At 73.2% G+C, this 16,963-nt stretch carries 14 protein-coding genes; 9 read left to right on the top strand and 5 right to left on the bottom strand.

Annotated elements, in window-relative coordinates:
• Positions 1-17: 17 nt before the first annotated feature.
• Positions 18-359, bottom strand: coding sequence for a hypothetical protein (locus ACA511_RS38850; protein ID WP_375029747.1), 342 nt, complete (start codon positions 357-359; stop codon positions 18-20).
• 153 nt (positions 360-512) lie between these two features.
• Between ACA511_RS38850 and ACA511_RS38855 the strand changes: the two genes are divergently transcribed.
• Positions 513-3,401: an ABC transporter substrate-binding protein gene (locus ACA511_RS38855; protein ID WP_375029748.1), complete on the top strand. Its 2,889-nt coding sequence runs from the start codon at positions 513-515 to the stop codon at positions 3,399-3,401.
• A 73-nt stretch (positions 3,402-3,474) separates the two neighbouring features.
• On the opposite strand, the gene ACA511_RS38860 is transcribed toward ACA511_RS38855, so the two are convergent.
• Complete coding sequence (locus tag ACA511_RS38860) at positions 3,475-4,578, bottom strand: citrate synthase 2 (RefSeq protein ID WP_375029749.1); 1,104 nt, start codon at positions 4,576-4,578, stop codon at positions 3,475-3,477.
• Between the two features lie 183 nt (positions 4,579-4,761).
• Here ACA511_RS38860 and pdxH point away from each other — a divergent pair, with 183 nt between their 5' ends.
• Together pdxH and ACA511_RS38870 are read left to right on the top strand one after the other, a co-directional pair.
• A complete protein-coding gene (gene pdxH, locus ACA511_RS38865) occupies positions 4,762-5,427 on the top strand; it encodes a pyridoxamine 5'-phosphate oxidase (RefSeq protein WP_375029750.1) in 666 nt (221 codons plus the stop codon).
• Positions 5,424-6,809 carry an MFS transporter gene (locus ACA511_RS38870; RefSeq protein ID WP_375029751.1) on the top strand — a complete coding sequence of 462 codons (1,386 nt, stop codon included), beginning with the start codon at positions 5,424-5,426 and terminating at the stop codon, positions 6,807-6,809. The genes pdxH and ACA511_RS38870 overlap by 4 nt, the downstream gene beginning before the upstream one ends.
• Positions 6,810-6,873: 64 nt before the next feature.
• On the opposite strand, the gene ACA511_RS38875 is transcribed toward ACA511_RS38870, so the two are convergent.
• Positions 6,874-7,578 carry a UdgX family uracil-DNA binding protein gene (locus ACA511_RS38875; protein WP_375029752.1) on the bottom strand — a complete coding sequence of 235 codons (705 nt, stop codon included), beginning with the start codon at positions 7,576-7,578 and terminating at the stop codon, positions 6,874-6,876.
• 98 nt (positions 7,579-7,676) lie between these two features.
• Here ACA511_RS38875 and ACA511_RS38880 point away from each other — a divergent pair, with 98 nt between their 5' ends.
• The 3 genes from ACA511_RS38880 (at position 7,677) to ACA511_RS38890 (ending at position 11,905) form a co-directional block, all read left to right on the top strand.
• Complete coding sequence (locus tag ACA511_RS38880) at positions 7,677-8,378, top strand: metal-dependent transcriptional regulator (protein WP_375029753.1); 702 nt, start codon at positions 7,677-7,679, stop codon at positions 8,376-8,378.
• Between the two features lie 192 nt (positions 8,379-8,570).
• On the top strand, positions 8,571-10,907 hold the full coding sequence (locus ACA511_RS38885; RefSeq protein ID WP_375029754.1) for a SpoIIE family protein phosphatase: 2,337 nt from the start codon (positions 8,571-8,573) through the stop codon (positions 10,905-10,907).
• Positions 10,908-10,909: 2 nt separating this feature from the next.
• Positions 10,910-11,905, top strand: coding sequence for a zinc-dependent alcohol dehydrogenase family protein (locus ACA511_RS38890; protein WP_375029755.1), 996 nt, complete (start codon positions 10,910-10,912; stop codon positions 11,903-11,905).
• A 9-nt stretch (positions 11,906-11,914) separates the two neighbouring features.
• On the opposite strand, the gene ACA511_RS38895 is transcribed toward ACA511_RS38890, so the two are convergent.
• Together ACA511_RS38895 and ACA511_RS38900 are read right to left on the bottom strand one after the other, a co-directional pair.
• Positions 11,915-12,754 (bottom strand): class I SAM-dependent methyltransferase, encoded by an 840-nt coding sequence (locus ACA511_RS38895; RefSeq protein WP_375029756.1) that lies wholly within the window; start codon positions 12,752-12,754, stop codon positions 11,915-11,917.
• A 135-nt stretch (positions 12,755-12,889) separates the two neighbouring features.
• Positions 12,890-13,051, bottom strand: coding sequence for a hypothetical protein (locus tag ACA511_RS38900; RefSeq protein ID WP_375029757.1), 162 nt, complete (start codon positions 13,049-13,051; stop codon positions 12,890-12,892).
• A gap of 106 nt (positions 13,052-13,157) precedes the next feature.
• Between ACA511_RS38900 and ACA511_RS38905 the strand changes: the two genes are divergently transcribed.
• The 3 genes from ACA511_RS38905 to ACA511_RS38915 all read left to right on the top strand — a co-directional run bounded on the left by ACA511_RS38905 (position 13,158) and on the right by ACA511_RS38915 (position 16,952).
• Positions 13,158-13,556 (top strand): hypothetical protein, encoded by a 399-nt coding sequence (locus tag ACA511_RS38905; RefSeq protein WP_375029758.1) that lies wholly within the window; start codon positions 13,158-13,160, stop codon positions 13,554-13,556.
• A gap of 101 nt (positions 13,557-13,657) precedes the next feature.
• The gene (locus tag ACA511_RS38910) at positions 13,658-15,697 is read left to right on the top strand and encodes an MFS transporter (protein WP_375029759.1); all 2,040 of its coding nucleotides are present in this window, start codon (positions 13,658-13,660) and stop codon (positions 15,695-15,697) included.
• A 109-nt stretch (positions 15,698-15,806) separates the two neighbouring features.
• Positions 15,807-16,952 (top strand): acetyl-CoA C-acetyltransferase, encoded by a 1,146-nt coding sequence (locus ACA511_RS38915; RefSeq protein ID WP_375029760.1) that lies wholly within the window; start codon positions 15,807-15,809, stop codon positions 16,950-16,952.
• The last annotated feature ends 11 nt before the right edge of the window (positions 16,953-16,963 follow it).

A 16,963-nucleotide genomic window follows, 5' to 3' on the forward strand; every position in this document is an offset into this window, starting at 1 on the left:
GAAGATCGCGGCCGGGTTCACATGCCGAGACGCCTGCGCCGCCAGGCCCAGGTCAGCAGGGCCGCCAGCGCCACCGTGCAGACGGCGGCGACGACGGCGGGCGGATAGACCCAGTCGTCGCCCTTGGCGTGGGCCTCGACGGCCGTGTTGACGGAGTCGTAGGTGAGGAAGCCCAGGAACAGCGCGGCGGCCGCCACGGCGATCCGTCCGGACACGGCGTTGGTGCGGCGGCGGCGCTCCTCGCGCTCCGCCTCGTACCGCCGCAGCTCCGCGGCGGTGTCGGCCCGCGCCGCCGCCGGTTCCAGGACGGGCGCGGGGCCGATGTCGCCGTCGAGCGGCTCGTCGGGGTCTTGGGTCATGCGTCCAATAATGACAAAGTGGCCGGTTTTCGTGCCCGGCCGCGCGATGCTGGAAAAGTTTCGATCCACTCGGGGGGCCGGTGCGTCCAACCTCGGAGAGGGCGGCGGACGGGCGAGGCGGGGAGCGGCGAGCCGGGAAGCGAGGCGGGACGCATGGCGGGCGAGGGCGACAGGATCCTGGGCGAGGATCGGCTGCGCGGAGTGCTCGACCTCTTCGAACGGCTGCGGGAGCGGCCGCCGTGGCGATGGCGGGCGCGGCTCAGACCGCTCCTGCTGCTCCTCGGCCCCGGCCGCGCCGCCGCGCACGCCGCCGAGCTGCTCAAGTCCCGCTGCGAGGACGAGCGCGCCCCGGTGTCGCACATCGCCGCCGAGACGCCCGCCACCGACGTCGCGGGCGTGCTGCGGGAGGCGAAGCGGGAGCTGTCGCAGCCGAGCAGCCGGGCCCGGGGCGAGCCGGGGCTGCGGTTCCCGCTGCTGGAGATGGCGCTGTGGCTGCGCGACCTGCGGGAGATCCGGCTCGCCGGGGACCGGCCGCCGCCGCGCGGCGCCTCGTCCGCCGAGCGGGAGAACCACCAGCTCATCCGGCGGCTCACGCATCCGCCCGTCGGCGACAACGAGAACGCGCGCCGCCGCGAGCTGAACCGGGTGATCCGCCGCCGCGGCCGGGACGTCCTGCGCGACCTGGAGGAGGTGCGCGGCCGGCCCGCCACGTTCCTGTCGTTCCTGGAGCAGATCGCCCCGATCGGGATCGCGGTCGTCGCGCTGATCAGCGCCGGGACGGCGGCGGCCCTCGACCTCGCCTCGGCGGTCCTCGCCGCCGTCGTCGGGCTGGCGTTCGTCACCGTGCAGATCGTCGCCCGGACGCGCGGCTGGTACGGGGTGCGCCGGTACGGCTGGTTCCTGCGCCAGCCCTACGTCGACCGCGACTCCACCGGCTTCCTCGGCTTCGCGCTCGGCGTGTTCGACCCGCGCCCGGTCGAGCCGGACGGCCACGGCGAGCAGCTCGACCTGCTGCTCGTCGCCGCGTTCCTGGAGGACCTGCGCCGCAACTACCGGCGCGACTACCGGCGCGCCGCCTGGGCCCGCGTCCGCTACCCGGTGCTGATCTTCGAGCATCTGTCCGCCCGGCATCCGGGGGTCGTGTTCGTGGAGCTGGTGGAGCGGGTCCGGGCCGACGGCCAGGCGAGCGGCCGGCCGCCCGGCTTCGACCCGCTCGTCGTCGTCGCCGGCGTCGACCCGAACGCGCCCGCCGACGACGACCCGTCCGCGCCGTCCGGGCCGCGGCTCGTCGAGCGGCTCGCGCAGGCCGTCCGGGTGGACGTGTCGTCGGGCGAGCCGCAGAGCGTCATCGCCGCGCGCGGCCTGTGGGACCGCTACACCCGCGAGCAGCGCCGCGTCGGCGCGCTCGGCTCCCGCCGCGAGCTGCGCGTCGACATCACCCGCGACCCGGGCGGCGACCTGCCGCCCGTCCGGCCGGTGCGGCGCCGCCCCCGGCTCGCGCACCCGGCGCTGCCGTGGATCGCGATGGTCGCGGTCGCGGCGGCGTCCGTGACGGTGATCTCGGTGCAGGTGGTGAAGTACTGCTCGCCGTTCGGGATCAGGCGGATGGCGAACGGCGAGTGCGTCGGCATCACCGACGGCTCGTTCCGCTTCGGCGAGGACTCCGGCGGCAAGAACAACGACAACCGGCTGAACAAGGTCCTCGACCAGATCCAGGCGCTGAACGACCACGTCAAGGAGTCCGGCAAGCCGTACGCGACGGTCGTCTACCTCGGCCCGGTGACCGCCGACCCGTCCATCGAGAACCGGCGGATCGACCTGCTCGCCGGGGTGCAGGGCGAGCTGATCGGGCTGGCGGTCGCGCAGAAGCGGTTCAACGACGCGGCCGAGGGCGACGACCTGCGGCTGCGGGTCCTGATCGCCAACGCGGGCGCCAGGTTCCGCTTCGCCGAGCAGGTCGCCGAGCAGATCCGCAGGCGCGCGCTGGAGGACCGCTCCGTCGTCGCGGTCGTCGGGTTCGAGCAGAGCCGCCGGCAGACCCAGGAGGCGATCAGGCTGCTGGCCAAGTCGGCGCTGCCCCTGGTCGGCACGGCCAACAGCTACGACGGGACGGCGCTGCTGGACGGCGACGCCGGCTTCTCGCCCTACTACTTCCGGCTCGCGTCGCCGAACGCGCGGACGGCCGAGCACGCCGCGTACTGGGCGCGGCACGGCGACGTGGGCGGCCGGAAGGTGGACGACGCGGTCGTGATCTACGACGGCGACCCCGACGACCTCTACAGCGGCAACCTCGCCGCGGACTTCGAGCAGGCGTTCCGCCCCGGCAGGGCGCTGATGCGGCCGTACCGGAATCCCGGCGAGCTGAACAAGTCCGTCCGGGAGGCGTGCCAGGACCAGCCCGGCATGTTCTACTACGCCGGGCGCTCCGACGAGTTCCGCTCGTTCATCAACGTGCTGGAGCTGTCGTGCCCCAAGCGCCCGCTGGTCATGGCGGACGACGAGATCGCCAAGTACGTCAGCGACAACGCCGACGAGATCGGCCGCAAGGACACCTTCGACCTGTACTTCACGCCGCTCGCCGCGCGGGAGGCGTGGACGTGGCGCTGGATCGGCGACCAGGCCCCGCAGACCTTCTACTCCGACTACGACCCGGCCGTCCGCGTGATGACCGACGACGGCGCGGCGCCGGGCCGGCGGCCGTCCATCACCCGCGCCGCCGTCGCCTACGACGCCGTGACCCTCGTCGCGACCGTGGCGAGCAAGGTCTACTGGCAGGAGCAGGCGCTGCCGTCCGCCGGGTCGGTGTTCGCCGCGCTGAACGACCCCGACCACGACGTCCTGCGCAACGGGGCGAGCGGCGTGATCCGGTTCGGCCCGCGCGGCATGGGCCACCAGGTCGTCGACAAGCCGGTCATGCTGGCGACGATCAAGGCGGACGGGACGAGCGAGGTCAAGCAGGTCTGCGGCCGCCTCATCGCGGGCGACCAGGGCAGGGCGTCCTGCCCGCCCGCCGGCGGCGGGGCCGCGACCGCGCCGCGCTAGGCGCGCGAAAGGCCCCCGGACCGGTCCGGGGGCCTCACGACGCGTCGTTGCGGGGGAGTCGGGGGGAGGTCTCTCAGCCCTTGAGGACGTCCGCGGCTCCGGCGACGTCGTCGAGGGAGCGGCTGCCGGGGCCGGTGTACTTGGCGCTCGGGCGGACGAGGCGCCCGGTGCGCTTCTGCTCCAGGATGTGCGCGGCCCAGCCGGCGGTGCGGCCGCAGGTGAACATGGCGGGCATCATCGCGGTCGGGACGTCGGCGAAGTCCAGGATGACCGCGGCCCAGAACTCGACGTTCGTCTCGATCGGGCGGTCCGGGCGGCGCTCGCGCAGCTCGGCGAGGGCGGCGTCCTCCAGGGCCTTCGCGGCCTCGTAGCGGGGGGCGTTCAGTTCCTTGGCGGTGCGCCGCAGCACGCGGGCGCGGGGGTCCTCGGCGCGGTAGACGCGGTGGCCGAAGCCCATCAGCCGGTCGCCGGAGTCCAGGATGTCGGCGACGACCTTGCGGGCGTCGCCGAGCTGCTCGACCTTCTCGATCATCGGGAGCACGCGCGCGGGGGCGCCGCCGTGCAGGGGGCCCGACATGGCGCCGATGGCGCCGGACATGCTGGCCGCGACGTCCGCCCCGGTGGAGGCGATCACGCGGGCGGTGAAGGTGGAGGCGTTCATGCCGTGCTCGGCGGCGGAGACCCAGTACGCGTCGATGGCCCGGACGTGGTTCGGGTCGGGCTCACCGCGCCAGCGGACCATGAACCGCTCGGTGATGGTCCCGGACTCGTCGATCCGCTTCTGCGGGACCATCGGCACGCCTACGCCGCGCGCCGACTGCGCCACGAACGACAGGGCCGTGACGGACACGCGGGCGAGGTCGGCGCGGGCCTCCTCGTCGGTGATGTCGAGCAGGGGCCTCATCCCGTAGGCGGGGGCGAGCGTGGGGAGCGCGCTCTGGACGTCCACCCGCACGTCGCCGGAGGTGACCGGGAGCAGGTGCGGGTCGGCGGGGGCCAGGCCGGGGGTGAAGCTGTCGTCGACCAGCAGGCCCCAGGCGTCGCCGAAGGAGACGCGGCCGACGAGTTCCTCGATGTCGACGCCCCGGTAGCGGAGGGCGCCGCCCTCCTTGTCCGGTTCGGCGATCTCGGTCTCGAAGGCCACGACCCCCTCGAGACCAGGTTTGAAGTCGGACATGTCGTCCTGCCTTTCGTCCCCAAGAGTGATAAGGCGGTGCCGTGCCATTGAACCCTGTCCGCCTTACTGACCAGTACCCAGGGGTCGTGCGAGTTGCACAACTCCCAGGTGAGAGGCTCTGACGCTGTGGATTCCCCAACGCCCGATCCCGCGCGGCTCCGGAGATCTTACGAGTCGGGCGAATTGTCCGAGTCGGCGCTCCCCTCGGATCCGCTCGCGCTGTTCGCCGCGTGGTTCGCCGACGTGCACGCCGCGGGGCTCGCCGAACCCAACGCGATGGTGCTCGCGACGGCGTCCGGCGACGGCGTTCCGAGCGCCCGGCTCGTCCTGCTGAAGGGATACGGGCCGCAGGGGTTCCGCTTCTTCACGAACCTCGGTTCGCACAAGGGGCACGACCTCGCGGAGAACCCGCGCGCCGCGCTGGTGTTCCCGTGGCATCCGCTCTACCGGCAGGTGCGGGTCGCCGGCCCGGTGGCCGAGCTGACGCGGGACGAGTCGGCCGCCTACTTCCGGACCCGCCCGTACGGGTCGCGGCTCGGCGCGTGGGCGAGCGAGCACCAGTCGGGCGTCATCCGCGGACGGGACGAGCTGGAGCGCCGCTACGCCGAGGTGGCGGCGCGCTGGCCGGATCCGGCCGCCGGGCAGCCGCCGGGGGCGCCGGGCGGGGACGACGCCGACGTCGTCCCGCTGCCGGGCTTCTGGGGCGGGTACCGCGTCGTCCCCGAGTCGATCGAGTTCTGGCAGGGGCGCCGCGACCGGCTGCACGACCGGATCCGCTACCGCCGCGAAGCGGTCGCGGGGGGCGCGGACGGCTTCGGGGAGTGGACGGCGGAGAGACTGTCCCCGTGACACCGGAACAGCACCCGCCCCCCGCCGGCGCCCCCGACACTCCCGACACCCCCGGCGCCGAGAAGGCCGACGACGCCGCCGAGCCCGAGGACCCCGCCGAGCCCGAGGACCCGGCGAAACCCCGCAAGGGCGCGCGCGCCAGCCTGCGCCGGCTGGCCATCGACACCCGGCCCCTGGCGCTGCCCGCGTACCGGCGGCTGTGGCTCGGGCAGGGCGTGTCGTTCGTCGGGTTCCAGGTGACCGCCGTGGCCGTCCCCGTCCAGGTGTACGACATGACCAGGTCGTCGCTGTGGGTCGGCGTGCTCGGCTTCGTCAACCTCGTCCCGCTGATCGTGTTCGGGCTGTGGGGCGGCGCGGTCGCCGACCACATGGACCGGCGCAAGCTGCTGTTCGCCTCGTCCTGCGTGATGTGGGCGGCGACCCTGCTGCTGCTCGTCCAGGCGCTGCTCGGCGTCGGCAGCCTCGCGCTGATCATGGCGGTGGTCGCGGTCCAGGCGATGGGGTTCGCGGTGGCCTCGCCGACCCGCAGCGCGATCATCCCCCGGCTGGTCGACCGGCCGCTCGTCCCGGCGGCCAACACCCTCAACTTCACCGCCGGCCAGTTCGGGATGCTGGCCGGGCCGCTGTTCGCCGGCGTGCTGCTGGCCCACTGGCACTACGCGGCGGCGTACGCGCTGGACGCCGTGCTGTTCAGCGTCGTCCTGTACGCGGCGCTGCGGCTGCCGCCGATCCCGCCGCTCGGCGACGTCACCGGCGCGCCGGGCCTGCGGTCGGTGATCGACGGGCTGCGCTACCTGGCCACGCAGCCGGTGCTGCTGATGTCGTTCGTCGTGGACATCATCGCGATGGCGGTCGCGATGCCGCGCGCCCTGTTCCCCGAGGTCGCCGAGACCCGGTTCGGCGGGGGCGGCGCGGTCGGCTGGCTGTTCGCCGCGATCGCGATTGGAGCGTTCCTCGGCGGGCTGTCGTCCGGCTGGATCGGACGGGTCCGCAGGCAGGGCATCGCGCTCGTCGCGTCGATCGTGATCTGGGGGCTGGCCGTGGCGGCGGCCGGGCTCGCCGGGCAGCTGTGGCTCGCGGTGGTGCTGCTCGCCGTGGGCGGCGCGGCCGACCTGGTGTCGGCGGTGTTCCGCCAGTCGATGCTCCAGACGTACGCGCCGGACAAGCTGCGCGGCCGGCTCCAGGGCGTCTTCACCGTCGTCGTCGCGGGCGGCCCCCGGCTCGGGGACGTGCGCGCGGGCGCGACCGCGAGCGTCGCCGGGGCCACCGCGTCCTGGGTGGGCGGCGGGCTGGCCTGCGCGGCGCTGGTGATCGTCGCCGCGTTCGCCGTCCCGGCCCTGCTGCGCTACGACGCCCAGGCGACCGAGGCCGTCACCCCCTGACCGCTCCGTTGACCTGCGGCGTGTTGTTGTTATGAGGTGCGCCATTACAACAACACGCCGCAGGTCAATGGAGGGCGGAGGCGGCGATCCTGAGGTCGTCCAGCAGGCCCGCGTACGCGGCGTCGCGGTCCTCGGCGCGCAGGACGGCGGACGGATGGATCGTCGCGAGCAGCCGCGCCCCGGCCTGCTCCGGCGGCTCATCGACGGCCTCCCGCCCGGCGGCCGGGGCGCCGATCGCCTCCGGATCGGGGAGCGGCAGCAGGCGGCCGCGCTGCTTCGTCACCCGGAAGGACGAGCCGAGCAGCGCCTTGCCCGCCGTGGCGCCCAGCGCGACGACGACGTCCGGGTCCAGGGTCCGCAGCTCCGCCAGCAGCCAGGGGCGGCACGCGCGCATCTCGCCCGCGTTCGGCGCCTCGTGGATGCGCCGCTTGCCGCCCTCCTGCCGCTTGAACTTGAAGTGCTTCACGGCGTTGGTGACGTAGACGTCGCCGCGCTCGATCCCGGCCTCCTCCAGCGCCCGGTCGAGGACGCGTCCGGCGGGGCCGACGAACGGGTGGCCCTTGCGGTCCTCCTGGTCGCCGGGCTGCTCGCCCACGAGCACGATCCGCCCGCCCGCCGAGCCTTCGCCGAAGACGGTCTGCGTGGCGTTCGCGTAGAGGCCGCAGCCGCGGCAACCGGCCGCGGCGCGGCGCAGCGCGTCCAGATCGGTGCGCTCGGCGGGGGAGTCGGGCAGGAACGGTTCCGCGTCCGGGGAAGGTTTCGCGTTCATCTCGCGTTCCCCTTACCCGGCTGCAGGGGGATATTCGCAGGGCCCGGCGGTGCGGGGTCCGAGCAAGTAGACTCCTGCCCATAAGACTGGAGGGAGCTGTGACCTCACACGGCCTTATCGATACCACGGAGATGTACCTCCGCACGGTTTTCGAGCTCGAAGAGGAGGGGATCATTCCCCTCCGTGCGCGCATCGCGGAGCGGCTCTCCCAGAGCGGCCCCACGGTGAGCCAGACGGTCGCGCGGATGGAGCGCGACGGCCTGCTCCGGGTCGAGGGCGATCGGCACCTCGCGCTGACCGACAGCGGTCGCGGTCTCGCCACGCGCGTCATGCGCAAGCACCGGCTCGCCGAATGCCTGCTGGTCAACGTCATCGGACTGCCCTGGGAGGACGTCCACATCGAGGCGTGCCGCTGGGAGCACGTGATGTCGGAGGACGTCGAGCGCCGCCTCGTCGCGCTGCTGGACAACCCGACCACCTGCCCGCACGGCAACCCGATCCCCGGCCTGGACGAGCTGGGCGGGCACGGCGACGCCGCCGAGCACGCGCCGCTGTCGGTCATGACGGCCGTGGCGAGCCCCGGCGGCGCCGACGCGGTGATCCGGCGGATCAGCGAGCAGGTGCAGAGCGACAGCGACCTGATGCTTAGACTCAAGCAGATAGGGATACAACCGGGACGAGAGGTGATTCTCCGGGCGACCGATGACGGGGTACGGGTGATCAGTGACGACGAGGACGAGGGGCCCGCGACGGAGCTTCCCCGCGACATCGCCGAACACGTCTTCGTCAGCAGACGCTGACACGGTCGGCGTGCGAACACCGGTTCCGACGGTCTATACCGAAGATCTCCATACCATCGCGCCTTTCGGGCGTATCCCGGCGGCGGGTTCGTCGTTCAATACGACGAGGCGAACTCACGCGCCGGCCCCGCCGCGACGCCCGGCGACCGTCAGGCCGGGGGCGGCGGCCGGCATCAGGATCGGGATGGGGAGATGAACCACTGGGGGGAAGCGCCTGACGAGGCGCGTCTGCCGCCCGAGACCGTCCTCAGCCAGATGGAGATGGCGGTCATCGTCTGCGACCGCTTCAGCAACGTCATCTACGGCAACGCGTTCGCGCGGCAGCTGTTCGGGTTCGGCGGCGACGAGGTGATCGGCCACTCGATCCTCTCCCTGGGCATCGCCGAGGAGGACCACGAGCAGGCGACGGAGCTCGCCAAGCACGTCCTCAAGGGCGGCGTCTGGGAGGGCACGTTCTGCAACCTGCGCGCCGACGGGACGACCGTCTACACGCGCGCGCACGCGGTGCCGCTGCGGCATCCGTCCGGCGCGGTGGACGGCGTCGTGATCTTCGCGCGGGAGGCGCTCCGCTCCAACCAGCGCGAGCAGGAGCGCTACGGGCTGATGGAGCGGATCGGCGAGCGGCTCGCCGGGTCCCTGGAGCTGGAGAGCACCCTCCGCCGGGTCGCCGACACGCTCGTCCCGCAGTTCGCCGACCACTGCTTCATCGACCTGTACAGCGGCGACCGGCTCTACCGGCGGGTGTCGCGGCACGCCGGGAACTGGGAGCCGCCGCCCGGCACCTGGGCGGAGGTCGGCGAGCCCGTCTCCTACCCGCCCGGCCACTTCAGCGCCAAGGCGATGGACCGGCGCGACGCCGTCCTCGTCGAGGACATGATCCAGCACCGGTTCGCGGCGCCGACCGAGTCGTCCAAGCGGCTCGGCGTCGAGATGGGCATCACCTCGGTGATCTCGGCGCCGCTGCTGGTGCGCGGCGAGATGCTCGGCGTGATGAGCCTCGCGCTGTCGAACCTGTCCAAGCGGCCCGACCCGCACTACGACGGCTTCGACCGCGACCTGCTCGGCGCGATCGCCAGCCGGGTCGCGCTCGCCGTCGACAACGCGCTGCTCTTCGAGGAGGAGCGCGACACCGCGCTCGCGTTCCAGAAGCACCTGCTGCCCGGCGACCGGCCGCCCCCGCTGGACGGCCTGCAGATCGCCTGGCGGTACGAGCCGGCCCGTCCGCTGGAGTCGCACGGGCACGGCATCCAGACGCAGGTCGGCGGCGACTGGTACGACGTGATCCCGCTCTCGGCCGGACGCGTCGGCCTCGTCATCGGCGACGTCGAGGGCCGGGGGGCGCGGGCCGCCGCCGTCATGGGCCAGCTGCGGGCCGCGCTGCGCGCCTTCGCGCAGGACGACAAGCCGCCCGCCGACATCCTCCGCAAGCTGGACGAGTGGGTCCGCACGATGACCCGCCCCGAGCGGATGCGGTCCGGCTGGAACAGCGACGACCTCGTCCGCCCGCCGCTCGTGTCCTGCACCTACTTCGTGTACGACGCGTGGTCGCGGGTCCTGGAGTTCGCCAACGCCGGGCACGACCCGCCCCTCCTCGTCATGGACGGCGAGGTCCGCGAGCTGACGTTCGAGAGCGAGGGCGGCATGCTCGGCCTGCGCGCCCCCGGCATGGGCGGCGAGATCCTCTTCAACGAGGAGACGACCGAGCTGAAGCCGGGCTCCACGCTCGTCCTCTACACCGACGGCCTCATCGACCGCAGGCCCAAGGACGACGGCGACTACTACACCCGCGAGGAGTCGCGGGAGATGGTCCGCGCCGCCGTCGCCAAGGCCGCGGGCGGCGGCGTCGAGACGATCGCGAACGCCGCCTACGACGCGGTGCCCGGCGACATCGACGACGACGTCGCGATCGTGGTGATCCGCACCGCGGCCGACGAGCTGGCCGTCGAGGAGCGCTCCTTCACCGCCGAGCCGATCATGGTGTCGGAGGCGCGCCGGATGGCCGCCGACACGTTCGCGGGCTGGGGGATGCTCGACGAGCAGGCCGAACTCGCGTGCCTGCTGGTCTCCGAGGTCGTCACGAACGTCGTCCTGCACGCCACCGCCACGCCGGCGCCGCGGCGGGAGATGGTGGTCCCGGTGGCCGCCGGGCCGCCGGGACGCGGCGGCGAGCCGCTCGGCGCACCGCCGCCCGTGCAGTTCAACACCGAGTTCGGCGCCGCCCTGGACGGCTTCGACGGCGACGAGTTCGGCGGCGACGAGTTCGACGAGGACGACTGGAACCTCGGCGCCGACCTCGGCCGCCGCGAGCCGCCGACCAAGGAGTTCCGGCTCCGGCTGCGGCGCGGCCACGACATGGTGTGGGTCGAGGTGTTCGACTCCGACATGCGGCTGCCGCGCATCCGCAGCGCGGGCGAGACCGACGAGGGCGGCCGCGGCCTCTACCTGGTCGACCAGCTCGCCACCCGGTGGGGCGCCCGGCCCACGCCGGACGGCAAGGCCGTCTGGTTCGAGCTGCCGCTGACGCCGTAGCGATGCGCGCGTGGGCGGTGGTGGAGCCGGCCCCGATCGCGTCGGGGCCGCTGCGGCGCGCCGACCGCGACGTGCCGTCGCCCGGCCCCGGCGAGCTGCTGGTGCGGGTGCTGGCGTGCGGCGTCTGCCGGACGGATCTGCACGTCGCCGAGGGCGACCTGCCCGTCCACCTGCCCGGGGTGACGCCCGGCCACGAGATCGTCGGCGAGGTCGTCGAGGCGGGCCCCGGCTGCCTGCACGGCGCCGGTGACCGGGTCGGCGCGGCGTGGCTGCGCGGGACGTGCGGCGCGTGCCGGTTCTGCCGCCGCGGCGCCGAGAACCTCTGCCCGGCGTCGGTCTACACCGGCTGGGACGCGCACGGCGGCTACGCCGAGTACACGCTGGCCGTCGACGCCTACACCTACGCGCTGCCGCCCGAGCTGGACGACGTCCGCGCCGCGCCGCTGCTGTGCGCGGGCATCATCGGCTACCGGGCGCTGCGCCGGGCGGCCCTGCCGCCGGGCGGGCGGCTCGGCGTCTGGGGATTCGGCGGTTCCGCCCACCTGGCCGCGCAGATCGCGCTCGCCGAGGGCGCCGACGTGCACGTCTACACCCGGAGCCCGGCCGCCCGGGAACTGGCCCGCGACCTGGGCGCGTCGTGGGCGGGCGACTCCTTCGACGCCGCGCCCGCCCTCCTCGACTCGGCGATCGTCTTCGCGCCGGCGGGGGAACTGGTCGCCGCCGCGCTGGAACGGCTCGACCGCGGCGGGACGTGCGCGATCGCGGGCATCCATCTGAGCGACGTCCCGTCCCTGGACTACCGGCGCTACCTGTTCCAGGAGCGCGAGGTCCGGTCGGTGACGGCGAACACGCGCGCCGACGGCGAGGAGTTCCTGCGGCTGGCCGCGCGGCTGGACGTCGCCGTCACGACCCGCGGCTACGGGTTGGGCGAGGCCGACCGTGCGCTGGCCGACCTCGCCGCAGACCGCTTCACCGGAGCGGCCGTCCTCGTCCCGTAGGGCGGCGCCCTAGGGGATCGGTTCGGCGGCGACGTGCGCCCAGGTCTGGGTGAACCACAGTTCGCCGCCGATGATGCGCGGCTTGGTGCCGGTCTTGGGGCCGCCGTCCACCTCGTCGATGAGGGCTTCGCGGATGCGGTCGGCGGCCGCGTCGTCGCAGGCCCCGGCGAGCCACGGCTCGATGGGGCGCTCCACGGTGAACACGTCCAGCCGGCGGATGCTGCCGCCCGCCGAGGTGATCATCTCGGTGAGCCGGGCGATGGACGGGGTGCCGGGATGGTCGGGGTCGCGGATCCGCTCGATCCGGTCGCGTTCGGGGCCGGCGAGGTTGCCGCGGACGAGGTCGGCGACGACCACCCGCCCGTCCGGCCGGCAGACCCGCAGCAGCTCGCGCAGCACGTCGTCCGGGTCGCCCAGGTTGTAGAGCGAGAACCGGGCCGTGACGAGGGAGAACGCGTTGTCCCGGTAGGGCAGTGCGGTGGCGTCGGCCTTGATCGTCGGACGGTCCGGGCCGATCGGGTGCGGCACGTGGTCCTCGCGCGTCGTGGCGGCCTGGCGGCGGTCGCCGTCCGGTCCGGCGCCGTCGCCGGTGATGCGGACCGGGCCGGTGCCGAACTCGACCGTGGACATCCGCCCGCACGAGCCGGAGCGCGCGGGCGGCTCGGGCATCGCGTCCACCGCGGTCAGGTGCCGCACCGTGGGAGCGAGCGCCGCGGGCATCGGGCCCCGGCCCCGCGCGACGTCGAGGCAGACGTCGTCGCGGCCTGGCTCGACGAACTCCAGCAGGCGTCTCAGGTGCGGGGCGATCGTGCCGCCGCTGCGCTGGACGGCGGGCACCGGGTGCGGCACTGGTGCACTCCCTCGGCTCGGGCCGGCTCCCCTGGTCGGGCGCGCCGGGCGGGGCGTGAAGCCGGGTTTCGTCAGTTATGACTCACTGCCGGGGGAGTTGGTTCGGACCCGCGCCGAGGGAATTGCGATGCCGGGTCAGCCGCGCAGGTGCTGCCCGTACAGCGCGAGCACGACGAGCACGAACACGATGATCACCGCGACGCGGGTGGGCATGGCCATCCGGAGCCGTACCGCGGCCCAGCGCACGCAGAACGCGGCGAGGAGCGACACGACGACGAGGGCGAGGATGCCTTCCATGGGTCACCTTCCGGGCCGGGGGAGTGCCGCCTCTCCGCACGATAGCCCCGTAAGGGTCGGGTTACCCGCCGGTCGGAGTCCGGGCGGTGACCGATAATCTCTCTTTGTGGCAGATGCGAAGGAAGTAGACGGCCGGGACAAGGTCGACGGCCTGATGGTGAACCTGGCGCGCGGGCGGGTCGCCCTCGGCCTCGCGGCCATCGCCGCGCCGAAGCTGACCGTGAAGCTGATGGGCCTGGGCGGCGCCGCCGACCCGGGCCGCGACTATGTGGCCCGGATGTTCGGCGCCCGCGAGGTCGCCCTCGGCGCCGGCTACCTGCTGAGCGACGACGACGGGCGCCGGCTGTGGGCGCGGCTCGGCCTCGCCGTCGACTCGATCGACGTCACCAGCGGACTGCGGACGCGCAAGGCCCTGCCGCTGTGGGTCACCGCCGGGGCCGTGGGCATCGCCGCCGGAGCCGCCGGGATCGGCGCCGCGAAGGTCGCCTCCGACATCCTGCGCTGACCCCCCGCACCACCTTGCCGCCCGGCGCCGGGTGATCTCGTCCGGCCGCTGGGTAGGCATTCCCCCGCACGGATGCGGCACCTTCTGGGCGGGGGCGAGGCATGACGACGGTGAAGGGCGCGGCGCAGGACGAGCGGGCCATGCCGAAGGGCCGCGACCTCTACGTCATCCTGGGCGCCCTCATGCTCGCCATGCTGCTGGCGGCGCTCGACCAGACGATCGTTTCCACGGCGCTGCCCACGATCGTCAGCGATCTCGGCGGGCTCAACCACCTGGCGTGGGTCGTGACGGCGTACCTGCTCGCCTCGACGGCCTCGACGCCGCTGTGGGGCAAGCTCGGCGACCAGTACGGGCGCAAGCGGCTGTTCCAGGCGTCGATCGTCATCTTCCTGATCGGGTCGGCGCTGTGCGGGCTGTCCCGGGACATGTTCGAGCTGATCGTGTTCCGCGCCCTGCAGGGCCTCGGCGGCGGCGGGCTGATGGTGCTCGTCGTCGCGATCGTCGGGGACGTGGTGCCGCCCCGCGAGCGCGGCCGCTACCAGGGCCTGTTCGGCGCGGTCTTCGGCGTGTCCAGCGTGTGCGGGCCGCTGCTCGGGGGCTGGTTCGTCGACAACCTGTCGTGGCGCTGGGTCTTCTACATCAACCTGCCGATCGGCGTGCTGGCGCTGCTCGTGGTCGCCGCCGTCCTGCCCGCGACGGGGGACCGCGAGCGGCACCGCATCGACTACCTCGGCACGCTGCTGATCGTCGGCTGGGCCGTGGGGCTCGTGCTGATGACGACCTGGGGCGGGACGCGCTACGACTGGATCTCCGCGCCGATCATCGGGCTGCTGGCCGGCTCGCTCGTCCTGATCGTCGTGTGGGTGCTGGTGGAGCGGCGTGCCGCCGAGCCGGTCATGCCGCCGAAGCTGCTGGTGAACCGGGTGTTCGCGCTGGGCGCGGCGATCAGCTTCGCGGTCGGCTTCGCGATGTTCGGCGCGCTGACGTTCCTGCCGATCTTCCTGCAGATCGTGCACGGGGTGTCGCCGACGCTGTCGGGGGTCTACCTGCTGCCGATGATGCTGGGGATGCTGCTCAGCTCGATCGGGTCCGGGCAGCTCATCACGCACTACGGCCGCTACAAGATCTTCCCGGTGCTCGGCACGCCGATCATCGCGGTGGCGATGTGGCTGTGCTCGCAGATGGACGAGAACTCGTCGACGCTGAGCATGAGCCTGCGGTTCGCGCTGCTCGGGTTCGGGCTCGGCCTGGTGATGCAGGTGCTCGTCATCGCCGTGCAGAACGCGGTGTCGTACGAGGACCTCGGGGCGGCCACGTCCGGGGTCACGTTCTTCCGGCAGATCGGCGGTTCGTTCGGTGTCGCGGTGTTCGGCTCGATTTTCAGCAACCAGCTCGCTTCGCACATTGAGGACTTGGTCCGGGTCCTGCCGCGCGGGTTCGACCCGGCGGCCGTCCAGGGGAACCCCCAGTTGCTCGATCGGTTCCCGGCGGAGGTCAAGCGAAGCGTCCTGCACGCCTATGCGCAGTCGATCGACTCCGTTTTCCTGTGGGCGGTGCCGGTGGCGGCGGCCGCGTTCGTGCTGACGTGGTTCTTGCGCGAGGTCCCGTTGCGGGAGACCTCGCGGACGACCGACTACGGCGAGGGCTTCGGCGCGGCGCCGACCGTCCGTTCGTCCAGGCACGAGATAGAGCGTGCCCTGAGCGAACTCATGCGCAGGGACCCGAAGGCCGCCGAAATGTACAACCGGCTGGCCGTCCTCTGCGGAGTGGAGTTGCCGGCCGGGAGCGTGTGGGCGCTGTGCCGGATCGCCAAGGACGGCACCGTCGTCCGGCAGGACCTCGCCGACCGCGCCGGCGTCACGCTGGAGCAGGGCCGCCCGTACGTCGACCGCCTGGTCGCGGCCGGGTACGTCACCCGGCAGGACGGGACGCTCGCCGTCACCGCGTCCGGCCGGCTGGTGGCCGACCGCCTCTTCGCCGCCCGCCGCGAGGGACTGTGCCGGCACGTGGACGGCTGGGACCCCGAGGACCACCCCGAGCTGGCGGACCTGCTGACGAGACTGGCCCGGACGTCCCTCGGCGACGACGAGGACGGCGGCCTCCTCCGCGCGGTGCCCGGGGGCTCCGGCCGCACGGGGTAGCCGGAGACTCAGCTCACATGGCGTTGCGCCATGATGGATGTAATCTCATACTGACTAACCGAATCTCACTCGGTTTCGGGACGGAACCACCCCACAACTTGGAGGCGTAGTGGCCGAGGCGTACATCGTCGGCGCGGTCCGTACCCCCGTCGGTACCAAGAAGGGCGCACTGAAGGACGTCCACCCCGCCGACCTCGGGGCCCACGTGCTCAAGGAGCTCGTGAACCGCACGGGCGTCGACCCGTCCGCGGTCGAGGACAACATCATGGGCTGCGTCATGCAGGTCGGCCCGCAGTCCCTCGACATCGCGCGCACCGCGTGGCTGTCGGCGGGCCTGCCGGACAACGTGCCCGGCGTGACCATCGACCGGCAGTGCGGATCGTCCCAGCAGGCGATCCACTTCGCCGCGCAGGGCGTCCTGTCCGGCACCCAGGACCTGGTCGTCGCGTCCGGCGTCGAGCAGATGGCGATCGTCCCGATGGGCTCGTCCGTCGCGATGGCGATGGAGAAGGGCATGCCCTTCCCGTACGGCGAGGGCTGGGCCGAGCGGTACGGCATGCAGGAGATCTCCCAGTTCCGCGGCGCGGAGCTGATGTGCGAGAAGTGGGGCTTCACCCGCGAGGACCTGGAGAAGTTCGCGCTGGAGAGCCACCAGCGCGCCGCCAAGGCCATCGAGGCCGGCTACTTCGACCGGGAGATCGCGCCGCTCGCCGGCCTTTCCAAGGACGAGGGCGCCCGCCCCGACACCACCATGGAGAAGATGGCGGGCCTGAAGACCCTGCGTGAGGGCGGCGCGATCACCGCGGCCGTCGCCTCGCAGATCTCGGTCGGCGCGTCCGCGCTGCTCATCGCGTCCGAAGAGGCCGTCAAGCAGCACAACCTGACCCCGCGGGCCCGCATCCACACCCTCGCGGTGTGCGGCTCCGACCCGGTCTACATGCTGACCGGCCCGATCCCGGCGACGGAGAAGGCGCTGGCCAAGTCCGGCCTGAAGATCGACGACATCGACGTCTTCGAGGTCAACGAGGCGTTCGCCCCGGTCCCGATGGCGTGGGCCGCCGACACCGGCGCCTCGCTGGAGAAGACCAACCCCAACGGCGGCGCCATCGCGCTCGGCCACCCGCTCGGCGCCACCGGCGGCGTGCTCATGACCAAGCTCCTCCACGAGCTGGAGCGCACCGGCGGCCGCTACGGCCTCCAGACCATGTGCGAGGGCGGCGGCCAGGCCAACGCCACCATCATCGAGCGTCTCTGACGATCTCGCCG

Source organism: Actinomadura sp. GTD37 (assembly GCF_041951365.1).
GTDB lineage: Bacteria > Actinomycetota > Actinomycetes > Streptosporangiales > Streptosporangiaceae > Spirillospora.

What these genes read in the sequence shown, in the direction of transcription:
- ACA511_RS38850 (WP_375029747.1), bottom strand. Translation starts at nt 359, where the DNA reads ATGACCCAAGACCCCGACGAGCCGCTCGACGGCGACATCGGCCCCGCG.
- ACA511_RS38890 (WP_375029755.1), top strand. Translation starts at nt 10,910, where the DNA reads ATGCGCGCGTGGGCGGTGGTGGAGCCGGCCCCGATCGCGTCGGGGCCG.
- ACA511_RS38900 (WP_375029757.1), bottom strand. Translation starts at nt 13,051, where the DNA reads ATGGAAGGCATCCTCGCCCTCGTCGTCGTGTCGCTCCTCGCCGCGTTC.
- ACA511_RS38860 (WP_375029749.1), bottom strand. Translation starts at nt 4,578, where the DNA reads ATGTCCGACTTCAAACCTGGTCTCGAGGGGGTCGTGGCCTTCGAGACC.
- ACA511_RS38875 (WP_375029752.1), bottom strand. Translation starts at nt 7,578, where the DNA reads ATGAACGCGAAACCTTCCCCGGACGCGGAACCGTTCCTGCCCGACTCC.
- ACA511_RS38885 (WP_375029754.1), top strand. Translation starts at nt 8,571, where the DNA reads ATGAACCACTGGGGGGAAGCGCCTGACGAGGCGCGTCTGCCGCCCGAG.
- ACA511_RS38910 (WP_375029759.1), top strand. Translation starts at nt 13,658, where the DNA reads ATGACGACGGTGAAGGGCGCGGCGCAGGACGAGCGGGCCATGCCGAAG.
- ACA511_RS38855 (WP_375029748.1), top strand. Translation starts at nt 513, where the DNA reads ATGGCGGGCGAGGGCGACAGGATCCTGGGCGAGGATCGGCTGCGCGGA.